Here is a 20,946-nt window from a genome sequence, read left to right as displayed (position 1 = left end):
AGATGAGGGTGGTCCTCGCCGGTGGGGGGACGGCCGGGCACATCGAGCCCGCGCTCGCCCTTGCGGACGCGCTGCGGCATCTTGACCGCAGCGTCGGCATCACCTGCGTGGGCACCGAGCGCGGGTTGGAGACGCGGCTCGTGCCCGCCAGAGGCTACGAGCTCGAACTGGTGCCGGCCGTGCCGCTGCCCAGGGCGATCACCCCGAGCCTGCTGACCGTTCCGGGCCGGCTGGCCGGGGCGATCAACGCGGTGTCGGGCGTGCTCGACCGGGTCGGCGCCGACATCCTGGTCGGCTTCGGCGGCTACGTCGCCACGCCCGCCTACCTGGCGGCCAAGCGCAAGGGCCTGCCGATCGTCGTCCACGAGGCCAACCCGCGTCCCGGCCTGGCCAACCGGCTGGGCGCCCGGCTCACCGACCACGTCTTCACCGGCTTCCCCGACGCCGCGCTGCCCAAGGCCGAGTTCATCGGCACCCCGCTGCGCCGCGGGATCGTCACGCTCGACCGCCTGTCCACCGGCGACAAGGCACGTTCCTGGTTCGGCCTGGAGAACGACCGGCCCACGCTGCTGGTCTTCGGCGGCTCCCAGGGCGCCCGGTCGATCAACGAGGCCGCGCTGGCCGCCGCGCCGGTGTTGCGCCGGGCGGGCATCCAGGTGCTCCACGTCATCGGCCCGAACAACACGGTCGAGCACGAGCCGCCGCCCGGCGACCCCCAGTACGTGCTCCTGCCCTACGTCGACCGCATGGACCTCGCCTACGCCGCCGCCGACGTGGCCCTGTGCCGCAGCGGGGCCCTGACCTGCGCCGAGCTGACCGCCGTGGGGCTGCCGGCCGCGTACGTGCCGCTGCCCCACGGCAACGGCGAGCAGACCGTCAACGCCGAGCGCGTCGTACGCGGCGGCGGCGGCCTCATGGTCGACGACGCCGGCCTGTCACCCGATTGGATCATCCAGAACGTGCTGCCCATCCTCCGCGACCCCGAACGGGTCGTCGTCATGTCGGAGGCCGCCTCCAGGCTGGGGCGCAAGGACGCCGATATCATGCTTGCCAGGAAAGTGTTGGAGATAGCCCGATGAGTCTCGTCAAGCTGGTCGATCCCGTCGCCGTCGAAGAGCTCGGCCGCGTGCACTTCATCGGCATCGGCGGGGCGGGCATGTCGGGCATCGCCCGCATCCTGCTCAAGCGCGGCGTCCGGGTGACCGGAAGCGACGCGCGCAGCTCCGAGCTGGTGACCGAGTTGCGCGAGCTGGGCGCGACCGTGCACATCGGCCACGCCGCCTCCCACATCCGCGACGTCGACACCGTGGTCGTCTCCACCGCCATCCGCGACTCCAACCCCGAGCTGGGCGAGGCGCTCAAGCAGGGCCTGCGGATCATCCCGCGGGCCGCCGCGCTGGCCTCGGTGATGGCCGGCCGCACCGGCGTGGCCATCGCCGGCACCCACGGCAAGACCACCACCACCTCCATGCTCACCGTGGCGCTGCAGAAGTGCGGCGCCGAGCCGTCCTACTGCGTGGGCGGCCAGCTCGTCACCACCGGGCTCGGCGCCGACGAGGGCACGGGCGGGGTGTTCGTGGCCGAGGCCGACGAGAGCGACGGCTCCTTCCTCATGCTGGCCCCCGACATCGCCGTGGTGACCAACGTCGAGGCCGACCACCTCGACAACTACGGCGACCCGCGGGCGGTCCACGACAGCTTCGCCCGCTTCGCCGAGCGCGTCGGCTCGCTGCTCATCGTCTGCGCCGACGACCCGGGGGCCGCCGAGCTGACCGCGCGGGCGCGCGAGCGCGGGCTGCGGGTCAGGACCTACGGCGAGCAGGGCGAGGACTACCGGGTGACCGGCGTACGGCCCGACGGCTTCGGCACGGTGTTCTCCATCGAGGGCAGGGGAGACGTGCGGCTGGCCGTCCCCGGGGCGCACAACGCGCTCAACGCCACCGCGGCCATCGCCGTGGCCGACGAGCTGGGGCTGGCCTTCGAGGACATCAGAGACGGCCTGGCGGCCTTCACGGGGGCCAAACGGCGCTTCGAGGCCAAGGGCGAGGCGGGCGGCGTCGCGGTGTTCGACAGCTACGCCCACCACCCGACCGAGCTGGCCGCCGACCTGCGCGCCGCGCGCGACGTGGTGGCCTCCTACTCGGGCACGGGCCGGGTCATCGCGATCTTCCAGCCCCACCTCTACTCGCGTACCCGCTTCTTCGCCGACGACTTCGGCGCCGCGCTCGCGCTGGCCGACGAGGTCATCGTGCTCGACGTCTACGGCGCGCGGGAGGACCCCGAGCCGGGCGTGTCCGGCGCGATGGTGGCCGGGCGCGTGCCGCTGCCGGCCGAGCGGGTGGCCTACGCCCCCGACCGGGCCGCGGTGCCCGACCTGGTGGCCGGGCGGGCGCGGCCCGGCGACATCGTGCTCACGATGGGCGCGGGCGACGTGACCGAGCTCGGGCCGCAGCTCGTGGCGCGCCTGTCCTGAGCCGTACGCGCGTGGCGGGCCGCTGCCGGCCGGCCCGTCGGCGTACGGTCGAAGCCGGCGTGCGAGGAGGGCGATGAAGGCGCGGACGGCGTTCCTGGTGCTGCTGACGGCGGGCGTGGTCGGCTCGGCCGCCTGGCTGGTGTTCTTCTCACCGGTCCTCGGCGTGCGGTCGATCGAGATCGTGGGAAATCTCACAGTGCCCAGCGAGCGCATCGAGCAGCAGGCGGGCGTGGCCGACCTGCATCCCCTGGCCACGGTCGACCTGGCCGACGTCGAGACCCGCGTGCTCGGCATCAGGCAGCTCGCGACGGCCAAGGTCGACCGGGTCTGGCCGGGCACGCTGCGGATCGAGGTGGTCGAGCGCGAGCCCGTCGCCGTGATCCCGGCGGGCGGCCGGTTCGCGGTCGTCGACAAGCAGGGCGTGGTGATCGAGGTCAAGGACACCTCGCCGTTCATGCTGCCGCTGCTCAAGGTCGACCGTCCGGCGGCGGGCGACCCGGCCACCATGGCGGCGCTCCAGGTCGTCCAGGCGCTCCCGCCCGTGGTGGCGGGCAAGGTCCGGCTGGTACGCGCCGCCTCGGCCGAGGGCGTGACGCTGGAGCTGTCCGACGGGCGTACGGTCCTGTGGGGCGGAGCCGACCGGCCGGAGGAGAAAGGCCGCATCCTGGTCTCGCTCCTCAAGCGCAAGGCCACCCTGTACGACGTCAGCTCTCCCGATGTCGTCACCCTGAAGTGATCACGAGTGTCAGAGTCTGGCAACTCCGTGGCAAGGGCATCGCGTGCCTGTGCGAGGTGGGGGTCGCGGCGTGAGAGCCTGTAGATCGGACCTTCGGCAGAGGAAGGCCCCGACCAGGCACGACTTCGGAGCGAATCGGACAGCCCGCGACACGCCGGACGTGCTTGCGGCGCGGTTAGTTGACCCGCCTGGTAGGGGACTCCTACTGTCCGTATCAATCCTCAGGTTGACATAAATCTAAATCTCAACCTGAGGTTGAGAGTTACGCAAACTGAGAAGACGCGGAGACGATCCGCACCGAAATGGCAAGTCAACGAGCGGAAAGGCCCCTCGTCGTGGCAGCACCGCAGAACTACCTCGCGGTCATCAAGGTCGTCGGCATTGGCGGCGGCGGAGTGAACGCCGTCAACCGGATGATCGAGGAGGGACTCAAGGGCGTCGAGTTCATCGCCATAAACACCGACGCCCAGGCGCTGCTGATGAGTGACGCCGATGTGAAACTTGACGTGGGCCGCGAGCTCACGCGCGGACTGGGCGCCGGAGCCAACCCCGACGTGGGGCGCAAGGCGGCCGAGGACCACCGGGAGGAGATCGAGGAGGTCCTCAAGGGGGCCGACATGGTCTTCGTCACGGCCGGCGAGGGCGGTGGCACGGGCACCGGCGGCGCGCCGGTCGTGGCCAACATCGCCCGGTCGCTCGGCGCGCTGACGATCGGCGTGGTGACCCGGCCCTTCAGCTTCGAGGGGCGGCGTCGCGCCTCGCAGGCCGAGGCCGGCATAGAGACGCTGCGCGACGAGGTCGACACCCTCATCGTGATCCCCAACGACCGGCTGCTGTCGATCTCCGACCGGCAGGTGAGCGTGCTCGACGCGTTCAAGGCGGCCGACCAGGTGCTGCTGTCCGGTGTCCAGGGCATCACCGACCTGATCACCACGCCCGGCCTGATCAACCTCGACTTCGCCGACGTCAAGTCGGTCATGTCGGGCGCGGGCTCGGCGCTCATGGGCATCGGCCACGCGCGCGGCGACGACCGGTCGGTCGCCGCCGCCGAGATGGCGGTCTCCAGCCCGCTGCTGGAGGCCAGCATCGACGGCGCCCACGGCGTGCTGCTGTCGATCGCGGGCGGCTCCGACCTCGGCCTGTTCGAGATCAACGAGGCGGCCCAGCTCGTCTCGATGGCCGCCGCCCCCGACGCCAACATCATCTTCGGCACGGTGATCGACGAGGACCTCGGCGACGAGGTGCGGGTCACCGTGATCGCGGCGGGCTTCGACGACGTGCCGCCGCCCGTCGAGAAGCCGCTGCCGAGGCCCGCCGCCAGGCCGGCCGCGCCGCCCGCGGCGCCGGTCTCCTCGGCCGTACGGCCCGGTGTCGCCGCCTCGCCCAGCGTGAAGTCCGAGCCGCCCGCGCCGAGGCCGGAGCCGCGTCCCGAGCCCCGCCCGGAGCCGCGGGCCGAGCTGCGGTCGGAGCCCCGCCAGGAGTTCCGCGCCGAGCCTCGCCCGGAGCCGCGCCAGGAGTTCAGGCCCGAGCCCCGGCAGGAGTTCAGGCCGGAGCCGCGTCCCGAGCCTCGCCCGGAGCCGCGCCAGGAGTTCAGGCCCGAGCCGGTCCGCCCGGTGGAGCCGGTCCAGTCCGCCGAGCCCGTCGGCGCCGGTCTCGGCGACGACGAGCCGCAGGCCCCGGTCTCCATCCCGAGGCCCACGCCCGAACCGGCCAACCCGCCCACGCCCATCACCTCCCGCATGTCGGAGCCTCCCAAACGTCCTCGGGTGATCTTCGAGGAGCAGGAGGAGGAGCTCGACGTCCCCGACTTCCTCAAGTAGCTCACCACCCACCGCCGCTCCCTGCAGGCATCCGGGAGCGGCGCCGTCGTGTGTGCCGTGAGCAGACCCGCGGCACGGAAAGGGGGCCATCGTGGCGTACGGCACACGTGCCGAGGTGCGGGACGATGGAGGCAGGGAGAGGGAGAGACGCGTGCGTAGTGACGAGATCGCGGCCGGTCTCACCGAGATCGACACCCGCATCGGCGAGGCCTGCCAGGCGGTGGGCCGCGACCGCGGCGAGGTCACCCTGATCGCGGTCACCAAGACCAGACCGGCCGACGACGTGCGCATCCTGTGCGAGCTGGGTGTGCGCGACGTCGGCGAGAACCGCGACCAGGAGGCGGCGGCCAAGGCGCACGAGCTGGCCGGCCTGCCGCTCACCTGGCACTTCGTGGGCCAGCTCCAGACCAACAAGGTGCGTTCGGTCGTCGGGTACGCCGACGTGATCCACTCGGTCGACCGCCTCAGGCTGCTGGAGGCGATCAGCAAGGAGGCCGTGCGGCAGGGCCGCAACGTCGGCTGCCTGATCCAGGTGGCGCTCGACGACGACCCCTCCAGGGGCGGCGCCCGGCCCGCCGACGTGCTCGCGCTGGCCGACGAGGTGGCGCTGACCGAGGGCGTGTGGCTGGGCGGCGTCATGGCGGTGGCGCCGCTGGGGGAGGAGCCCGCCCGGGCCTTCGCCGTTCTGCGCGACGTGGCGACCCGCGTCCAGGAGCAACATCCGCGGGCCACGATGGTCTCCGCGGGCATGAGCCAGGACCTCGTCGAGGCGGTCGCGTACGGTGCGACACACGTGCGGATCGGTACGGCGTTGCTCGGCCGTCGCAGGCCCTTCGTCAGGTAATGTCCCCTCAAGTGGGTCTTCAGGCCCATGATCAAGTAGAGGTCGATCCGCGGTGAGCTCCAAGGGGGTACGGCTGCCGCCTCGGCCCCGGCGACGGGTCCGAGCCAGTGCGACCATGAGCAGGAGGACGACGTAGCGATGGCCGGCGCGATGCGCAAGATGGCGGTCTACCTCGGTCTCGTGGAGGACGACCGCTACGAGAGGTACGAGACCTACACCGACGAGTACGCCTACGACGACGATGTCCAGCGGACCGGCGAGGAACGGCCCGTGGCGGTCCAGGACCGCGACGAGGAGGCCGACTCGGGGGTGCCCGCGCCCAGGCCCGCCACGACGATCCTGGAGCGCCGTACGACCGACCTGGCGCGCATCACGACCCTCCATCCCCGGACCTACAATGAGGCCCGAACCATCGGAGAGCACTTCCGCGACGGCACCCCGGTCATCATGAATCTGACCGAAATGGTTGACAGCGACGCGAAGCGGCTCGTGGATTTCGCGGCAGGTCTGGTCTTTGGCCTACATGGAAGCATTGAACGTGTTACCAACAAGGTGTTCCTGTTGTCCCCTGCCAATGTCGAGGTGACCGCCGAGGACAAGGCCCGAATCGCGGAACGCGGGTTCTTCAACCAGAGTTAGAGTCTCTGTATGTCCATCGCACCCAACCGGGTCCGTGCGCGGCCGGTAGGGCACATCAGAAGTGGAGGCGCGGCCGGGCCGTGGAGATCGTGAGTGGGATCTTGGTCGTAGTCCTGTCTCTGTATTTGGTGTTGCTCATCGGCAGGATGATCTTTGAGACGGTGCAGGCGTTCGCCCGGCAGTGGCGGCCTTCCGGGGTCGTGCTGGTGCTGGCGGAGGCCACATACACCGCGACCGACCCACCTCTCAAGTTCCTCCGCCGTTTCATTCCCCCGCTCCGGTTGGGTACGGTGGCCTTTGACCTAAGCTTCACTGTCCTGTTCATCGTCGTTCTGATCTTGATCCAGATCGCTGGGTCACTGGGCGGCCGGTGAGGCGGGCTGGTGGGGTGCCGGTCGTGATCCAACTCGTGTCCGCGCTGAAGTGATTCGGGTTCACCGTCCCTCCGGACAGACTCCAAGCGCGCCAAGGAGACCAAAAAATGCCGCTGACGCCCGCTGATGTGCGGAACAAGCAGTTCAGTACCACCCGGCTGCGGCCGGGCTACGACGAGGAAGAGGTCGACGCCTTCCTCGACGAGGTGGAAGCTGAGCTTGACCGCCTGATCCAAGAGAACGAGGAGCTTCGCGCCAAACTGGCCGAGTGCCTGCGTGGGAAGGTGCCGGGCGGCATGGGCATGCCCATGGCCTCCGCACCCGTTCAGGAGCAGCCGAAGCCAGAGATGATGGGGCCGCCGCAGCCGGAGCCCATGCGGGCCCCCGAGCCGCCGCCCATGCGAGCCCCCGAGCCGCAGCCCGTGGCCATGAGCATGCCTCCCGCCGAGGACAACATGGACACCGCGGCCCGCGTGCTGGCCCTCGCCCAGCAGACCGCCGACCAGGCGATCTCCGACGCACGCCGCGAGGCGGACGAGACGGTGACCCGCGCCCGCCGCGAGGCCGACGAGATCCTCACCAAGGCCCGCCGCCAGGCCGAGCAGGTCATCGGCGACGCCCGCGCCCGCGCCGAGACGCTTGAGCGCGACGCGCAGGAGCGCCACCGCCAGGCCATGGGCTCGCTGGTGCAGACCCGCGACGAGCTCGAGCGCAAGGTCGAGGAGTTGCGCAGCTTCGAGCGCGAGTACCGCAGCCGCCTCAAGCTCTACCTGGAGAACCAGCTCGCCGAGCTCAACGTCTCGGCCGAGGGCAGCGGCGGCTTCCCCGTCATGTCCGGTCCTCAGACCCAGGCGCCCGCCATGTCGCACGCGGTTCCCCAGGGTGGCCAGCAGCCTCTCCCCGGTGGTCCCAACCCGTTCGGCGGCGAGGCCCCGCAGGGCGTTTTCCCCGGCGGCGACGGTCCGCACAACGACCGCCGGTAAAGTAGCGGGTCACTAGGACCTGTCACTCGAAAGAGCCCCCTGTGATCCTTATCAGTGCTGGTTTGGTGCTCGCGGCGGTCGTGTTGCTGATCGCGGGCTTCGTACTGGCTAAGCCGTTCCTGATCATGTGGTCCATCGTGGTCAGCGTGCTGTCCGCGCTGTTCCTGGTGATCGGGGCGTTGCTGCGGCGTCACGAGCTGTTTCCCGGTGGTGGGCGGGCCGCTGCGCCGGCCACCCCTCCGGCCCCGCTCCCGCCGCCCGGCCTGCCGTACAACCAGACCGGTCCTGCGGGGCCCCAGCCGCATCCGCGGCCACAGCCCCACCCGCACCAGCCGCCCCCGCAGACGCTCCAGCGGACCGCCGTACCGGCCTCCGCGCCTCGCCGCCCCGCGGCGAGCGGCATCTCGCCGGACGCGATCGTGCTGGTGATCCCGGGTCGCAGGAGATACCACATGCCAGGCTGCCGCCAGCTGGCCGCACGGGATCACGAGGAGCTCACCTACGAGGAGGCACGCGAGGAGGGCTTCACGCCCTGCACGACGTGCCTTCCAGACGCCGCGCTCGGCGGACGGCAGTTGCCCCCTGCCGCCGACTCCGAGCCAGCCGTCGCCCCCGGCCCCGGTACCACCCCCTCCGCCGTGGCGGAGAACCGGGCCGAACCCAAGACAGAGAGCCGGGCCGAGAACCGGGCCGAGCCCCGGACGCAGAGCCGGGCCGAGACCTCCGCGGAGACCCAGGACCTGCGTCCGCCGGTCGTCCCGCCGAAGCCCGACACGAAGGCTTCCACCCCCACCCCGGAGCCCCCCGCCTCCCGCGAGGAGGGCGCCACCGGGTGGTTCGGCCGTCCGGCCGCCGCCGCTCAGGCGGGCGACCAGGCCAAGCAACCCTCCTCCGCCGCCGCGCCCGCCCCGGGGGCCGACTCCGGTGACGAGCAGGCGGAGATCCAGACTTCGTACTTCCGGCCGCCGCACGACCGCGAGCGGCCCGCACGTCCCGGTTCCCCGGACGACGCCAAGAGCCCGTCGGCTCCGGCCTCGTCGTCCCAGGGCAAGCCGGACGCCACATCGGGCGATGCTTCTTCGGGCAAGTCGGATGCTTCTTCGGGTAAGTCGGCTGAGAGCGCGCCGGGGAGGCCGTCTTCGGCGGCCCGGCCGTCGCCCGCCGACCGGCCCGGACAGTCCCCTGACGAGGACGACGACTCCTCCGGCCCGGACACGGCCCCGCAGCCTCGCGTGACGTCTTCCGGGATGCCGGTCCACCCCGAAGGTTCGGGTGGGGCTTCCGGGCCGTCTGAGCGGCCTTCTGGGGCTGCGCCGGCCCCGTCGAGCGGTCGGCCCCCGTCGTCCGCCGAGTCGGAGGCCAAGCCCACGGGCCCGCTTCCCGCCGGAGCACCCGCCGCCGGCGGTGCGGCCTCGAAGCCCGCCGATGCCCCCAAGACGGCCGCGTCCCCCGCATCGAGCGGAAACCCGAAGCCCAGTACGCCCCCGAAGAGCAGCACACCCTCCGCGTCCAAGGAGGAGAAGGCGTCGGAAGGGGCCGGGTCCGCCGGAGCGGGTGAGGGGTCCAAGAAGGCCGCTCAGGGCGATGAGGACGCTGAAGGCGCTGGTGGCAAGGGTGGGGCCGGTGCTGCGGGCGGTCGGGGTGGGACGGTCAAGGTCATCGTCGGTACGAGCCGTTTTCACAGCACCGCGTGCCCGCTGATCAGAGGCGCGGGTGAGTCGGGCGTGGAGACCATGACGCTCGCGGAGGCCGAGGCCGCCGGGCTGACCAGTTGCTCCGTGTGCCAGCACGACCGCGAGACGGTCAAGTAGCGCTCACCCTGTTCTGCACAGCCCTGTTCCGACCGGCCTCAGGGGAGCCGTCGTGAGGTGTCGTCTCCCCGAGGGGAGCCCCGGGAGGGCCTTCGGGGGCTCAGGGGCCTGGCGGTGTCTCGCGGGCTCGGATGCCCTGTGATTGCGAGTCCCCGTGCGAGGGCGGTCGGCGTAGGGGGAGCCAGGGGTGGGTGGGGTGTGCGGTTTCGAGGGCCGTTTCGAGCCAGTGGCGTTGGGCCTCGGTCAATAGCGGCAGGACGGTGGCGAAGTCGGTCTCGTCCTTCGGGCGGATGCCCTGGGATTTGTAGAGGAGTTGCACCTCGGGGGGGAGGTGGTGAAGGCCGTTCCGCTCGATGGTCAGGGTGGACAGCGGGCGGCGGACGCGGGCGTCGCGGCGGTAGGTCCACTCGTCTCCGGCGGACTCGTCGAGCATGAGCTGGAAGCGCCAAGGGGCGTCGGGACGTTCGCGTACCCAGATGTCGTGGGCGGTGGCGGGCAGCAGCTCGTCCGGCGGCCAGGGGCGTAGGGTGCCGGGCCGGACCGCGGCGTGGACGTCCCAGCCGGTCAGCAGGCGCCGGGCCGCGAGCTGGTCGCGGCGCAGCAGTGCGATGTCGACGTCGTCATGCCCGCGGTACGGCCGCCCCACGGCTAGCTCCAGGGCGTAGCCGCCGGCCACCCACCAGGGCGCCTCCAGGCCGCGCATCAGCGTGACGACCTCGTCCAGCGTGGCGGCCTCCCATGGGCCCCACGGCGTGTCGATCCTCGTCATCCGATCATCATGCGCCAGATCCGTACGAAAAGCGCACGGGAGCGAAAGGTGCACGGGGGCGGACGTGTGCCGCCCCCGTGCCCGCGTCAGGCGCGGCGGAGCTGGAAGACGAGCCCCAGGTCCTCGTCCCGGTGGGACGGGAGGTCGTCCTGCGAGCCCTCCGTCAGGGACGTGGCCAGTACCTCCTCGGACACCGTCCGGCCGTCGGAGCGCAGCGCGGCGGCCAGGTCGGGCGAGGAGGAGGTCCACCACAGGTCGATGCGGTCGGTGATGGACAGGCCGGAGGACTTGCGGGCCTCCTGGACCAGGCGGATGACCTCGCGCAGGAGCCCCGCGCGGCGGAGGTCGTCGGAGAGCTCCAGGTCGAGCGCGACGGTCTCGCCGGTGCCGGTGCCGATGGCGCCGGTCTCCACCGCCCAGCCCGCGCGCGGCTGCTCGTTGACGATCACCTCGTCGGGGCCGAGCATGATCTCGCCGAGCTCGTCTGCCTCGATCATGACGGGGGTGCCGCCCCGGAGCGCACGGGCCACGCGGGTGGCGTCGGCGGCGGTCACCGCGGCGGCCACCAGCTTGGTCTGCGAGCCGAACCGCTTGCCCAGCGCCCGGAAGTTCGGCTTCACCGTGTACGACACGAGATCGGCGTCGAATCCGGACATGTCCTCAAGCGTCTGGACGTTCAGCTCGTCCGCGACCAGCCCCCGCAGCTCGCCGGGCAGCGACGGCCACCCGTGCGCGCCCACCAGGGCCCGGCGCAGCGGCTGCCGCGTCTTCACGCCCGAGGACGCACGGGCCGAGCGGCCCAGCTCGACCAGGCGGCGGACCAGGGCCATCTGGTCCGACAGCGCCGGGTTCAGCAGGTCCTGGCGCACCTGCGGCCAGGCGGCCAGGTGCACCGAGGAGGGCGCGCCGGGCGCGCGCAGCACGTCCCAGAGGTAGTCGGTGACGAACGGCGTGATCGGCGCCATCAGCCGGGTGACCGTCTCCAGGCACTCGTACAGGGTCGCGAACGCCTCGCGCGAGCCCTGCCAGAAGCGGCGGCGCGAGCGGCGGACGTACCAGTTGGACAGGTCGTCGAGGAACTCGGCCAGGCGGCGGCCGGCACGCTGGGTGTCGTACTCGTCGAGGGACGCGGTGACCTCGGCGACCGTCCGGTTCAGCTCGGCCAGCACCCACCGGTCCAGCAGCGGGCGCTCGGCGGCCGGGGGAGCGGGCTCGGCCGGGGTCCAGGACTCGGCGTTGGCGTACAGGGTGAAGAACGAGGAGGTGTTCCACAGGGTCAGCAGGACCTTGCGGACGATCTCCTCCAGGGTGTTGTGCCCCACCCGGCGGGCCGACCACGGCGAGCCCGAGCAGGCCATGAACCAGCGCAGCGCGTCGGCGCCGTGCTGGTCCATCAGCGGGATCGGCTCCAGGATGTTGCCCAGGTGCTTGCTCATCTTGCGGCCGTCCTCGGCCAGGATGAGCCCGAGGCAGAGCACGTTCTCATAGGAGGACTGGCCGAAGACCAGCGTGCCGACCGCCATCAGCGAGTAGAACCAGCCGCGGGTCTGGTCGGTGGCCTCGCAGATGAACTGCGCCGGGTAGACGCCCTCGGGCTTGCCGCGTTCGCCCCACTGGGCGAACGGCATCGAGCCCGAGTCGTACCAGGCGTCGATCACGTCGGGCACGCGGGTGGCCAGCGCGCCGCAGGAGGGGCAGTCGAAGGTCACGTCGTCGACGTACGGGCGGTGGGGGTCGAGCGCCGAGACGTCGCGGCCCGCCAGCCCGCTCAGCTCCTCCAGGGAGCCGACGCACGTGACGTGGGACTCGTCATCGGAGCACACCCACAGCGGCAGCGGCGTGCCCCAGTAGCGCGAGCGCGACAACGACCAGTCGACGTTGTTGCGCAGCCACTCGCCGAACCGGCCCCACTTGATGGTCTCGGGGTACCAGTTGGTGTTGGCGTTCTCCGACAACATCTGGTCCTTGACCGCGGTGGTGCGGATGTACCAGGAGGGGAGCGCGTAGTACAGCAGCGCGGTGTGGCAGCGCCAGCAGTGGGGGTAGGCGTGCTCGAAGTGGCTGCCGCGGAACAGCAGGCCGCGCCGGCGCAGGTCCTCGGTCAGCTCCTCGTCGGCGTCCTTGAAGAAGCGGCCGCCGACCATGGGGACGTCGTCGAGGAAACGGCCGTCGGGGCCGATCGGGTTGACGATCGGCATGTCGTACCGCTTGATGACGGCCATGTCGTCGGCGCCGAAGGCCGGGGCCTGGTGCACCAGGCCGGTGCCGTCCTCGACGGTGACGTAGTCGCCGAGCACGATGTAGTGGGCCTCGGGGATGTCGACCAGGTCGAAGGGGCGGCCGTAGCGGGTGCGCTCCAGCTCGCGGCCGGTGTAGCGGGCCACCTCGGTCACGTCCTCGCCGAGGACGGACAGCAGCGGCTCGGCCACCACCAGCACCTCGCCGTCGGCGGTCCTGGCGGCGACGTACGTGACGTCGGGGTGCACGGCGACGGCCGTGTTGGACACCAGCGTCCACGGGGTGGTCGTCCAGATGAGCAGCGAGGCGCCCAGCTCGGCCAGCGGCCCGGACGTCACGGGCATGCGCACGAAGACCGACGGGCTGGAGACGTTCTCGTAGCCGCCGGGCTGGCCCAGCTCGTGGTCGGACAGGCCGGTGCCGCAGCGCGGGCAGTACGGCGTGATGCGGAAGTCGCGGAACAGCAGCCCCTTGTCGAAGACGACCTTCAGCGACCACCAGACCGACTCGATGTAGGACGGGTCCATCGTCCGGTACGCCTGGGACAGGTCGATCCAGTAGCCCATGCGCTCGGTCATCTGCTCGAACGCGTCCACGTGCCGCAGCACCGACTCGCGGCACTTGGCGTTGAACTCGGCGATGCCGTATTCCTCGATGTCCTTCTTGCCGGTCAGGCCCAGCTCACGCTCGATGCCGACCTCGACCGGCAGGCCGTGGCAGTCCCAGCCGGCCTTGCGCGGGACGCTGAAGCCGCGCATCGACTTGTAGCGCGGGAACAGGTCCTTGAACACGCGGGCCTCGACGTGGTGCACGCCGGGCAGGCCGTTGGCGGTGGGCGGGCCCTCGTAGAAGACCCAGGCGGGGTTGCCGGCGTTCTGCTCGACGGACCGCTCGAAGATCTTCCCGTCCCGCCAGCGGTCGAGGACCTCGCGCTCGAGCGCGGGCAGGTCGACCTGCGCGGGAAGAGAGCGGAATGATGGGGAAGACATGTCGGGCGGGACCTCCACGCGATCGGCCGGATGTGGCTTGCGTGAAGGGACGAAGCCTCGCGGCTCCGCGGTACCACCCTTCTTGGCCTCCGGGGAGGCCCTCTTCATTCGCTCTGCTGCCGGGTCTAGTGAGCTCAACCGAGCCGTTCTTCCGGCGGCTCCGGGGTGATATCCCTCACAGCGGGGCCCCATCAACGCCTTGCAGTCTCAAACCATAACGCAGAGTGGAGCGTAAGACTTCCAGGTTTCCCATGGGTGTGCGGCGGGTTGGTAGACGGGGAGGAAATTTGTGGGAATGGACGCCCCTGGGGAGGAGTTGAATGCGCGAGGCGGGATAGTACGGGTGAGGTAAACCAACCGGCGGGTCGTTTGCCGTTCCGTTATGAGGATCCTAAGCTGCCCGCACCATTCACGGCCTTGATCAGCATGGAGGCAGCCATGGCGGCAGTCACGCAGACCGCTACACCGTCGATGTGGTCGGAAGAGGAGCTGGCCGAGGTACGCGGCAGGCTGCGGAACGAGATCGACGAGCTGGAGGCGGACATCCTCCGCCACGAGTCGGAGATAGCCTCGGGAGACGTCACGCAGGGAGCGGGCGACGACCAGGCGGACGCCGGCGCCAAGACGTACGAGCGCGAACGCGAGATCGCCCTTACCCTGAATGCGCGCGACCTGGTCGCGCAGAACGAACGTGCGATCGCCAGGATCGACGCAGGGACCTATGGAGTGTGCGAATCGTGCCACAAGCCGATCGGCAAGGAACGTCTTCAGGCGTTCCCGAGGGCGACGCTGTGCGTGGCCTGCAAGCAGAAGGAGGAACGCCGGTAGGCAGGCCGCGCGGACGTCTCCTCGCGATCCTCACCGCGCTGGCGGTCGTCGTCTACGCGGCTGACCTGATCAGCAAGACGATCGTGTTGCGCACGCTCGAAGGCAAGGCGCCGCTCGTCGTCATCCAGGACGTCCTGCAGTTCCGGGTGATCTTCAACTCGGGCGCCGCGTTCAGCATCGGCACCGGGATGACGTTCGTGTTCACGTTCATCGCGGCGGGCGTGGTGGTGGCGATCATGCGTACCGCGCGCAAGCTCCGCAGCCTGCCGTGGGCGATCACCCTCGGACTGCTCCTCGGCGGGGCGCTCGGCAACCTGACCGACAGGCTGCTGCGCTACCCGTCGGGGTTCGGCCGGTCCTCGCAGTTCCAGGGGCACGTCGTCGACTTCGTCGAGGTGCTGCCCGGTCACTTCCCGGTGATCGACTACTTCCCGGTGTTCAACGTCGCCGACTCGGCGATCGTCTGCGGCGGCATCCTGGCGGTGCTGCTGGCCTGGCGCAACGTGCAGATCGACGGCACCGTGGAGACCCCGGAGGACACCGCGAAGGACGACGGCGAGAACACCGCCAAGGACGGCGCCAAGGAGGCCCAGGATGGCTGAGCGCCGGAGTCTCCCCGTGCCGGACGGGCTGGAGGGCGAGCGGGTCGACGCGGCGATCTCGCGGTTGTTCGGCTTCTCGCGCACCCGTGCCGCCGAGCTGATCGCCGCCGGCGAGGTGCAGCTCGACGGCGGGCAGCCGGCCAAGTCCGACCGCGTGCACGCGGGCGCCTGGCTGGAGGTGACGCTGCCGCCCCCGGTCACCACGCCGATGCCGGTGGCCGAGCCGGTGCCGGGCATGACGATCGTCTACGAGGACGACGACATCATCGTGGTCAACAAGCCGATCGGGGTGGCCGCCCACCCGACCGTCGGCTGGACGGGCCCGACCGTGATCGGCGGCCTGCTCGGCGCCGGCCACACGATCGCCACCAGCGGCGCGGCCGAGCGGCAGGGCATCGTCCACCGCCTCGACGCCAACACCACGGGCGCGATGGTCGTGGCCAAGAGCGAGCACGCGTACTCGATGCTGAAGCGGGCCTTCAAGGAGCGCACCGTGGACAAGCGGTACCACGCGCTGGTCCAGGGGCATCCCGACCCGTTCAGGGGCACCGTCGACGCGCCCATCGACCGGCATCCCTCGGGCGAGGGCAAGTTCGCCGTGGTCGCGGGCGGCAAGCCGTCGGTCACCCATTACGACACGATCGAGGCGTTCCGGGCGGCGTCGCTGCTCGACATCAAGCTGGAGACCGGCCGTACGCACCAGATCCGCGTGCACATGTCGGCGCTGCGCCACCCCTGCGTCGGCGACATGCTCTACGGCGCCGACCCCACGCTCGCGGCCCGGCTGGGCGTCACCCGGCAGTGGCTGCACGCGGTCGCGCTCGGCTTCGAGCACCCGGCGACCGGCGACTGGATGTCCTTCAGCACCGACTATCCCGAGGACCTGCAGAAGGCGCTCGACGCCGTCGCCGCCGACACCTGAGCGGGTCACTCCTCCTCGCCGCCCTGCGACGGCTCGACCTCGCCGGGGGTTCTGGAGGGGTTGCGGCTGTCCTCCTCGGTGGCGGACTTGGTCGGTGTGGGCTTCTTGGCGGGGGACCTGGTGGGGGTGCCCGTGCGTTCGCCGCTGGTGGGCGAGGGGGCGCTCTGCCGCGGTACGGAGGGGCGCGCGGAATCCTCGCCGCGTGTGGAGTCCTCGCCGGTCGAGGGTGTGTCCCCGGTCTTCGGGGAGTCGTTCGCGGGTGGGGTGGCGACGGCGGGCATCGTCGGCGCGTTGCCCCGTACCGGCTGGTCCGACTGTTTGGTCCACCAGGCCGCGCCGCCCGTGACCAGGCCCACCAGCAGCGCGCCCGCCGCGATGACCAGGATCGGCGTCCTGCGCCTGCGGCGTACGGCCGCCGGCGGCACGGGGACCGGGCCGGTCTGCTCGGGCGCGCCGCCGGTCAGGACCACGCTCAGCCGCTGCTCGGCCTCCTCCAGCGACATGCGCTCGGAGGGGTTCTTGCGCAGCAGGCCAAGCAGCACGGGGGCGAGCACGCCGGCGCGGGCCAGCGGCTCGGGTTCGGCGTGCAGGACCGCGCCGAGCGTGGCCAGGGCGTGCTCCCGGTGGAAGGGGGAGTGGCCCTCGACCGCCATGTACAGCGTCACGCCCAATGACCACAGGTCGGAGGCGGATCTGGCCTGGCCGCCGGCCGCCCGTTCCGGGGCCATGAAGGCGGGGGTGCCGATGAGGACGCCGGTCCTGGTGACGGGGGCCTCGTCCTCGGTGGTGGCGATGCCGAAGTCGGTGAGCACCGCCCGGCCGTCCTCGGTCAGCAGCACGTTGTCCGGTTTGACGTCCCGGTGCAGCACGCCCGCCGCGTGCGCGGCGCGCAGCGCCTCAAGCAGTTGCAGCCCGATGGCGGCGACCTTGCGCGGCGGCAGCGGGCCGTCGGCGCGTACGGTCTCGCCCAGGGTGCGCGAGTGGACGAGCTGCATGACGATCCACGGATGGCCGCCCTCCTCCAGCACGTCGTACACGGCCGCCACCCCCGGGTGCGCCACCCGGCCGGCCGCGCGCGCCTCGCGGAACGTCCGTACGGCGAACACCTCGCGCTCGGGATCGGTCAGGTCGGGCGGCGGCAGCACCTCCTTGACGGCCACGTCCCGGCCGAGCACCTCGTCGTGCGCCTGCCAGACGGTGCCCATGCCGCCCTGGCCGATCGTCCTGAGCAGGCGATAGCGGCCACCGACGATCCCCGCAGAATCGGACATGCACGGCGACTACCCGAGAAACATCCGGGCAAGCGCGGTGACGACGGCCGCGGCCGGCAGGCTGACCAGGAACGGCGCCCGGAGCAGCAGCGCGACCACGGCGGCGGCGAGTCCCGCCGTACGGGCGGGGTCGAAGGCGGGCCTGCCCTGCTCGGTGAACATCTGCACCGCGATCAGCGCCGCGAGCAGCGCCACCGGCACCAGCTCGGCGAACCTGCGCATCGCCGGATGGTCCAGCACCCGGCGCGGCGCGGCCAGCCCGGCCAGCTTGAGCGCGTAACAGCCCAGGCAGACCGCGACGATCGCCCACCACAACGTCATCGCACCATCACCACCAGCACCGCCACCGCCGACAGCAGCACCGGCACGCCCGGCGGGAAGAACGGGCTGGCCGCCAACGCGACCGCCGCGCCGGCCGCGGCCAGTACGCGCAGCCGTCCGCTGGCCGCCAGGCGCGGCCACAGGATGGCCAGGAACGTGGCCGGGCCCACGGCGTCGAGGCCGAGCACGCGGGGATCGCCGAGGAAGGACGTGCCGACCGCGCCGGCGAGGGTGGTGAGGTTCCAGGCGACGTACAGGCTGGCGAAGGTGGTGACGAAGCCGGTGCGCGCCGACGGCTCGTCCGGCTGGGCCAGTGTGACGGCGGTGGTCTCGTCGATCACGCCGTGCGCGGCCAGCAGCCGGCGCGGGCCGCGGACGTTGAGCAGGTCGGCCAGGCGCAGGCCGTAAAGGGTGTTGCGGCCGCCGAGCAGCAGCGCGCCCGCGGCCGCCGCCATCAGGTCCCCGCCCGCGCCGACCGCGCCGGCCAGCGCGAACTGCGAGGCGCCGGTGAACGCCAGCAGGCTCAGCACGCACGCCTGCGGCACGCTGAGCCCGGCGGTGATCGCCGCCGCGCCGAACGCGAGGCCGGACAGCCCCACGGCCAGGCCCACACCCAGGCCGTCCCGCAGCGCGGCGGAACGGTGAGTTGTCTGTTGCATGGGATGAAGACTATGAAACGGGCAAAAGTCCGGTCTTGTACGTTCCTGCGGCTCGCTGGTAAGCGGCGGGCGGCACGCCCACGACCCGCTTGAAGTGCCGGTTCAGGTGGGCCTGGTCGGTGAAGCCGACGTCGGCGGCCACCTGCGCCGGGCGTACACCCTGCTGGAGCAGGCGGCGGGCCTGCCGGATGCGCAGCGAGGTGAGGTAGGCGTGCGGCGGCAGTCCCGTCACGGCCTTGAACGCGCGCAGCAGCGGGAACGGCCGCACCCCCACCGCCTCCGCCAGCGCCTCCAGGGTGGGCGGGTCGAGCAGGCTCTCGTGCAGCAGCGCGACGGCCTCGCGGACCGCCTGCCGGCCCGCGTCCGGCGCGCCCGTGCTCGGCCTGGGCGCGGCGTACCTGGTCAGCAGCCGGGCGAACAGCGTGCGCGACAACGTGGACGCCGCCAGCGCGTCGCCGCGTTCGGCCGCCTGGTGCGCCCGTCCGAGCAGCGCCGCCACCTCCGGGTCGCGTACCACCTGCTCGGGGAAGTACGGGGTGGCGAGCGGCGCGTCCAGCTCGGCCGCGATCCCCGCCAGCGCCTCCACCGACGGATAGAGCATCCGGTACGCCCACCCGCCCGGGGTGCCCGCCTGGCCGGTGTGCACCGAGTCCGGGTTGACCAGCACCAGCTCGCCCGCGCCCGCCCGATGGAGGGTGCCGCGGTAGTCGAACTCCTCCACGCCCGACACGATCAGGCCGATGGCGTAGCCGTCGTGGACGTGACGGGAGAAGCGGTGGGTGACGTAGCGGGCCTTGAGCAGGTCGGTCTCGGGGACCGCCGGATTCCGCCAGAACCGGGCCCGTTCCGTCGCGCCGTCGTCCGCCGGGCTCATGCCGCGCTCATTCCCGGCTCATCCGCGCTCATACCGGCCGTCCCGCCTCATTCTGGGCGGAAGGTCTTGGCGAAGGTGTCGAACCAGTGGCGGTCGGCGGTCCAGCGGGCGTCGGAGGTCTCCCAGTACAGGGCGTAGGGGCGGCCGGCGGCGGTGTGGAAGCCGCGGTTGATCACGTGGATGAGCCGGCCGTCGCGCATGCGGGTGAACTCCCAGTCGGCGGCGCGCAGGCCCAGGTAGGAGGTGGGGGTGATGCCGATCCGGGTGTAACGGTCGAACTCGCCCTTGGCCTCGATCTCCTTCTCCAGGCCGATCCAGTGTTGCTCGGGGTCCTTCCACGGGATGTCGGGGACGGTCCACTCGATGATCATGACGCCGGTGGTGCCGGGGCCGGAGACGCGGATGCTGTCCCTGGACGGGGTCTTGACGGCCTGCCACGACTTGGGCACGGCGACGGAGAAGTGGCCGGCGGCGCTGGTGAGGGTACGCCAGCCGGCGGGCACCGGGTGGGCCGTGACGGTGGGCGTCGGCTGGTCCGACGGGTCCCCGCTGGGCTCCTCACTGGGCTCCCCGCTGGGATCCTCGGTCGGTTGCCGCGTCGGGTCCTTCGTCGGCTGCTGCGTGGGTGGCTCGGTCGCCTGGCCGGTCGCGGGGGGCTCGGTCCGGCCGTCGGCCGTCGGGGTGGGGGTGGTGGCGCCCGCGAGCTGGTCGTAGAGCAGCACGCCGCCACCGCCCAGGAGCGCCAAGGCGGCCACCGCGGCGGGCACCACGATCCGCAACGTCCTGCCGCGCCGCCGCTCCGGACCACCCGGGACGGTGTGGCCCGGCACCTGCTGCCCGCCCGTGACGGGCCGAGAGTCCTGCGGGGTGGGGTAGGGGCCGCCGGGCATGGGGTGCGGACCACCGGGGGTGGGATGGGAAGGGCCGGGAGCGAGAGGGAACTGGGCCGACCACATGGGGGTCTGGTCGGCCGGCAGGGGCTGGCCGGTGGCGACCTGGTGGAGCAGGCGGGCGGCCTCTCCCGCGGGCATCCTGGCCGCCGGGTCCCGCCGCAGCAGCCCCATGATGACCGGCTGCAACGCCCCCGCGCGTACCGGCGGTTCGGGCTCGTCGCGCAGCATGGCCGCCGCCGTGGCCGCCCACGAGTCGCGCTTGAACGGCGGACGCCCCTCCACCGCCGCGTACAGCGTCGCGCCCAGCGACCACAGGTCGGACTCGGGCCGGGCGGGCTCGCCGTTCAGTCGCTCCGGCGGCATGTACGCGGGCGTGCCCACCAGCCCGCCGGTCGCCGTCAGGCCCGCCTCGGCCTCCATGGCGGCGATGCCGAAGTCGGTCAGCACGACCCGGCCGTCGTCGGCCAGCAACACGTTCTCGGGCTTCACGTCACGGTGGAGCACCCCGGTGGCGTGGGCGGCCCGCAGCGCGTCGAGCACCCGGCCGCCGACCATCGCCACCAGCGGGACGGGGAGCGGGCCGCGTTCGCCGATCACCTCGGCCAGGGAGCGGGACCGTACGAGCTGCATGACGATCCACGGCCGGCCGTCCTCCTCGACGACGTCGTGGATGACGATCACCGACGGGTGGTCGAGGCGGCCGGCCGCCCTGGCCTCCCTGATGGTCCTGCGGTTGAGGTCGGCCCGCTTGGCGTCGCCCACGCCCGTGTAGCGGACCTCCTTGATCGCCACCGTACGGTCGAGCAGCTCGTCGTAGGCACGCCAGACCACCCCCATGCCGCCCTCTCCGAGGGGCTCGATGAGGCGATACCGGTTGCTGACCTGCCTTTCCACGCAGGG

19 protein-coding genes are annotated in these 20,946 nt (G+C 71.9%); 12 read left to right on the top strand and 7 right to left on the bottom strand.

The features are described 5' to 3' along the window. Positions 1-2 precede the first annotated feature (2 nt). The 9 genes from murG (at position 3) to DMB42_RS03550 (ending at position 9,680) form a co-directional block, all read left to right on the top strand. Positions 3-1,079 (top strand): undecaprenyldiphospho-muramoylpentapeptide beta-N-acetylglucosaminyltransferase, encoded by a 1,077-nt coding sequence (gene murG / locus DMB42_RS03590; protein ID WP_125630480.1) that lies wholly within the window; start codon positions 3-5, stop codon positions 1,077-1,079. Beyond that, on the top strand, positions 1,076-2,473 hold the full coding sequence (gene murC, locus DMB42_RS03585) for a UDP-N-acetylmuramate--L-alanine ligase (protein WP_125630478.1): 1,398 nt from the start codon (positions 1,076-1,078) through the stop codon (positions 2,471-2,473). The genes murG and murC overlap by 4 nt, the downstream gene beginning before the upstream one ends. Before the next feature lie 73 nt (positions 2,474-2,546). Then, positions 2,547-3,209 (top strand): cell division protein FtsQ/DivIB, encoded by a 663-nt coding sequence (locus tag DMB42_RS03580; RefSeq protein WP_125630476.1) that lies wholly within the window; start codon positions 2,547-2,549, stop codon positions 3,207-3,209. A 335-nt stretch (positions 3,210-3,544) separates the two neighbouring features. After that, complete coding sequence (gene ftsZ / locus DMB42_RS03575; protein WP_125630474.1) at positions 3,545-5,029, top strand: cell division protein FtsZ; 1,485 nt, start codon at positions 3,545-3,547, stop codon at positions 5,027-5,029. A gap of 151 nt (positions 5,030-5,180) precedes the next feature. Next, positions 5,181-5,873: a YggS family pyridoxal phosphate-dependent enzyme gene (locus DMB42_RS03570; RefSeq protein WP_125630472.1), complete on the top strand. Its 693-nt coding sequence runs from the start codon at positions 5,181-5,183 to the stop codon at positions 5,871-5,873. Positions 5,874-6,011: 138 nt separating this feature from the next. Next, the gene (locus DMB42_RS03565; protein ID WP_125630470.1) at positions 6,012-6,512 is read left to right on the top strand and encodes a cell division protein SepF; all 501 of its coding nucleotides are present in this window, start codon (positions 6,012-6,014) and stop codon (positions 6,510-6,512) included. Between the two features lie 80 nt (positions 6,513-6,592). Further along, positions 6,593-6,886 carry a YggT family protein gene (locus DMB42_RS03560; RefSeq protein WP_125630468.1) on the top strand — a complete coding sequence of 98 codons (294 nt, stop codon included), beginning with the start codon at positions 6,593-6,595 and terminating at the stop codon, positions 6,884-6,886. A 107-nt stretch (positions 6,887-6,993) separates the two neighbouring features. Further along, positions 6,994-7,869 (top strand): DivIVA domain-containing protein, encoded by an 876-nt coding sequence (locus DMB42_RS03555; RefSeq protein WP_125630466.1) that lies wholly within the window; start codon positions 6,994-6,996, stop codon positions 7,867-7,869. Between the two features lie 62 nt (positions 7,870-7,931). Further along, positions 7,932-9,680, top strand: coding sequence for a hypothetical protein (locus DMB42_RS03550; RefSeq protein WP_125630464.1), 1,749 nt, complete (start codon positions 7,932-7,934; stop codon positions 9,678-9,680). A 100-nt stretch (positions 9,681-9,780) separates the two neighbouring features. Here the strand turns inward: DMB42_RS03550 and DMB42_RS03545 are convergent, their stop codons facing one another. Both DMB42_RS03545 and ileS read right to left on the bottom strand, forming a co-directional pair. After that, a complete protein-coding gene (locus tag DMB42_RS03545; RefSeq protein ID WP_221761994.1) occupies positions 9,781-10,449 on the bottom strand; it encodes a nucleotidyltransferase domain-containing protein in 669 nt (222 codons plus the stop codon). Between the two features lie 86 nt (positions 10,450-10,535). Then, positions 10,536-13,676 carry an isoleucine--tRNA ligase gene (gene ileS, locus DMB42_RS03540; RefSeq protein WP_125630462.1) on the bottom strand — a complete coding sequence of 1,047 codons (3,141 nt, stop codon included), beginning with the start codon at positions 13,674-13,676 and terminating at the stop codon, positions 10,536-10,538. Between the two features lie 438 nt (positions 13,677-14,114). Between ileS and DMB42_RS03535 the strand changes: the two genes are divergently transcribed. Genes DMB42_RS03535 through DMB42_RS03525 form a run of 3 tightly spaced genes read left to right on the top strand, consistent with a single transcriptional unit; the run spans position 14,115 to position 16,028 of the window. Next, the gene (locus tag DMB42_RS03535; RefSeq protein ID WP_185844443.1) at positions 14,115-14,504 is read left to right on the top strand and encodes a TraR/DksA C4-type zinc finger protein; all 390 of its coding nucleotides are present in this window, start codon (positions 14,115-14,117) and stop codon (positions 14,502-14,504) included. After that, positions 14,468-15,106, top strand: coding sequence for a signal peptidase II (gene lspA, locus DMB42_RS03530; RefSeq protein WP_260477456.1), 639 nt, complete (start codon positions 14,468-14,470; stop codon positions 15,104-15,106). Before DMB42_RS03535 ends, lspA begins: the two co-directional genes overlap by 37 nt. Further along, positions 15,099-16,028 (top strand): RluA family pseudouridine synthase, encoded by a 930-nt coding sequence (locus DMB42_RS03525; RefSeq protein ID WP_125630458.1) that lies wholly within the window; start codon positions 15,099-15,101, stop codon positions 16,026-16,028. Before lspA ends, DMB42_RS03525 begins: the two co-directional genes overlap by 8 nt. Before the next feature lie 5 nt (positions 16,029-16,033). Here DMB42_RS03525 and DMB42_RS03520 read toward each other — a convergent pair whose 3' ends face one another. Genes DMB42_RS03520 through DMB42_RS03500 form a run of 5 tightly spaced genes read right to left on the bottom strand, consistent with a single transcriptional unit; the run spans position 16,034 to position 20,940 of the window. Beyond that, positions 16,034-17,299 carry a serine/threonine-protein kinase gene (locus tag DMB42_RS03520; protein WP_125630456.1) on the bottom strand — a complete coding sequence of 422 codons (1,266 nt, stop codon included), beginning with the start codon at positions 17,297-17,299 and terminating at the stop codon, positions 16,034-16,036. Between the two features lie 9 nt (positions 17,300-17,308). Beyond that, positions 17,309-17,620, bottom strand: a complete 312-nt coding sequence (locus DMB42_RS03515) for an AzlD domain-containing protein (protein ID WP_125630454.1) — start codon at positions 17,618-17,620, stop codon at positions 17,309-17,311. After that, positions 17,617-18,279, bottom strand: a complete 663-nt coding sequence (locus tag DMB42_RS03510; protein WP_125630452.1) for an AzlC family ABC transporter permease — start codon at positions 18,277-18,279, stop codon at positions 17,617-17,619. Before DMB42_RS03510 ends, DMB42_RS03515 begins: the two co-directional genes overlap by 4 nt. A 10-nt stretch (positions 18,280-18,289) precedes the next feature. Continuing rightward, complete coding sequence (locus tag DMB42_RS03505) at positions 18,290-19,153, bottom strand: AraC family transcriptional regulator (protein WP_125630450.1); 864 nt, start codon at positions 19,151-19,153, stop codon at positions 18,290-18,292. A gap of 47 nt (positions 19,154-19,200) precedes the next feature. After that, positions 19,201-20,940, bottom strand: a complete 1,740-nt coding sequence (locus DMB42_RS03500) for a serine/threonine-protein kinase (protein WP_125630448.1) — start codon at positions 20,938-20,940, stop codon at positions 19,201-19,203. Positions 20,941-20,946 lie beyond the last annotated feature (6 nt).

The organism is Nonomuraea sp. WAC 01424 (assembly GCF_003947315.1).
In the GTDB taxonomy this organism is placed as follows: domain Bacteria; phylum Actinomycetota; class Actinomycetes; order Streptosporangiales; family Streptosporangiaceae; genus Nonomuraea; species Nonomuraea spiralis.
Note: the sequence above shows the minus strand (reverse complement) of the source record. Positions and strands in the feature narration are given on the sequence as shown.

Bases quoted from the DNA above. Each gene is read 5' to 3' on its own strand.
- murG (WP_125630480.1), top strand. From the start codon at position 3: ATGAGGGTGGTCCTCGCCGGTGGGGGGACGGCCGGGCACATCGAGCCC.
- murC (WP_125630478.1), top strand. From the start codon at position 1,076: ATGAGTCTCGTCAAGCTGGTCGATCCCGTCGCCGTCGAAGAGCTCGGC.
- DMB42_RS03580 (WP_125630476.1), top strand. From the start codon at position 2,547: ATGAAGGCGCGGACGGCGTTCCTGGTGCTGCTGACGGCGGGCGTGGTC.
- DMB42_RS03565 (WP_125630470.1), top strand. From the start codon at position 6,012: ATGGCCGGCGCGATGCGCAAGATGGCGGTCTACCTCGGTCTCGTGGAG.
- DMB42_RS03555 (WP_125630466.1), top strand. From the start codon at position 6,994: ATGCCGCTGACGCCCGCTGATGTGCGGAACAAGCAGTTCAGTACCACC.
- DMB42_RS03545 (WP_221761994.1), bottom strand. From the start codon at position 10,449: ATGACGAGGATCGACACGCCGTGGGGCCCATGGGAGGCCGCCACGCTG.
- ileS (WP_125630462.1), bottom strand. From the start codon at position 13,676: ATGTCTTCCCCATCATTCCGCTCTCTTCCCGCGCAGGTCGACCTGCCC.
- DMB42_RS03535 (WP_185844443.1), top strand. From the start codon at position 14,115: ATGGCGGCAGTCACGCAGACCGCTACACCGTCGATGTGGTCGGAAGAG.
- DMB42_RS03525 (WP_125630458.1), top strand. From the start codon at position 15,099: ATGGCTGAGCGCCGGAGTCTCCCCGTGCCGGACGGGCTGGAGGGCGAG.
- DMB42_RS03520 (WP_125630456.1), bottom strand. From the start codon at position 17,299: ATGTCCGATTCTGCGGGGATCGTCGGTGGCCGCTATCGCCTGCTCAGG.
- DMB42_RS03515 (WP_125630454.1), bottom strand. From the start codon at position 17,620: ATGACGTTGTGGTGGGCGATCGTCGCGGTCTGCCTGGGCTGTTACGCG.
- DMB42_RS03510 (WP_125630452.1), bottom strand. From the start codon at position 18,279: ATGCAACAGACAACTCACCGTTCCGCCGCGCTGCGGGACGGCCTGGGT.
- DMB42_RS03505 (WP_125630450.1), bottom strand. From the start codon at position 19,153: ATGAGCCCGGCGGACGACGGCGCGACGGAACGGGCCCGGTTCTGGCGG.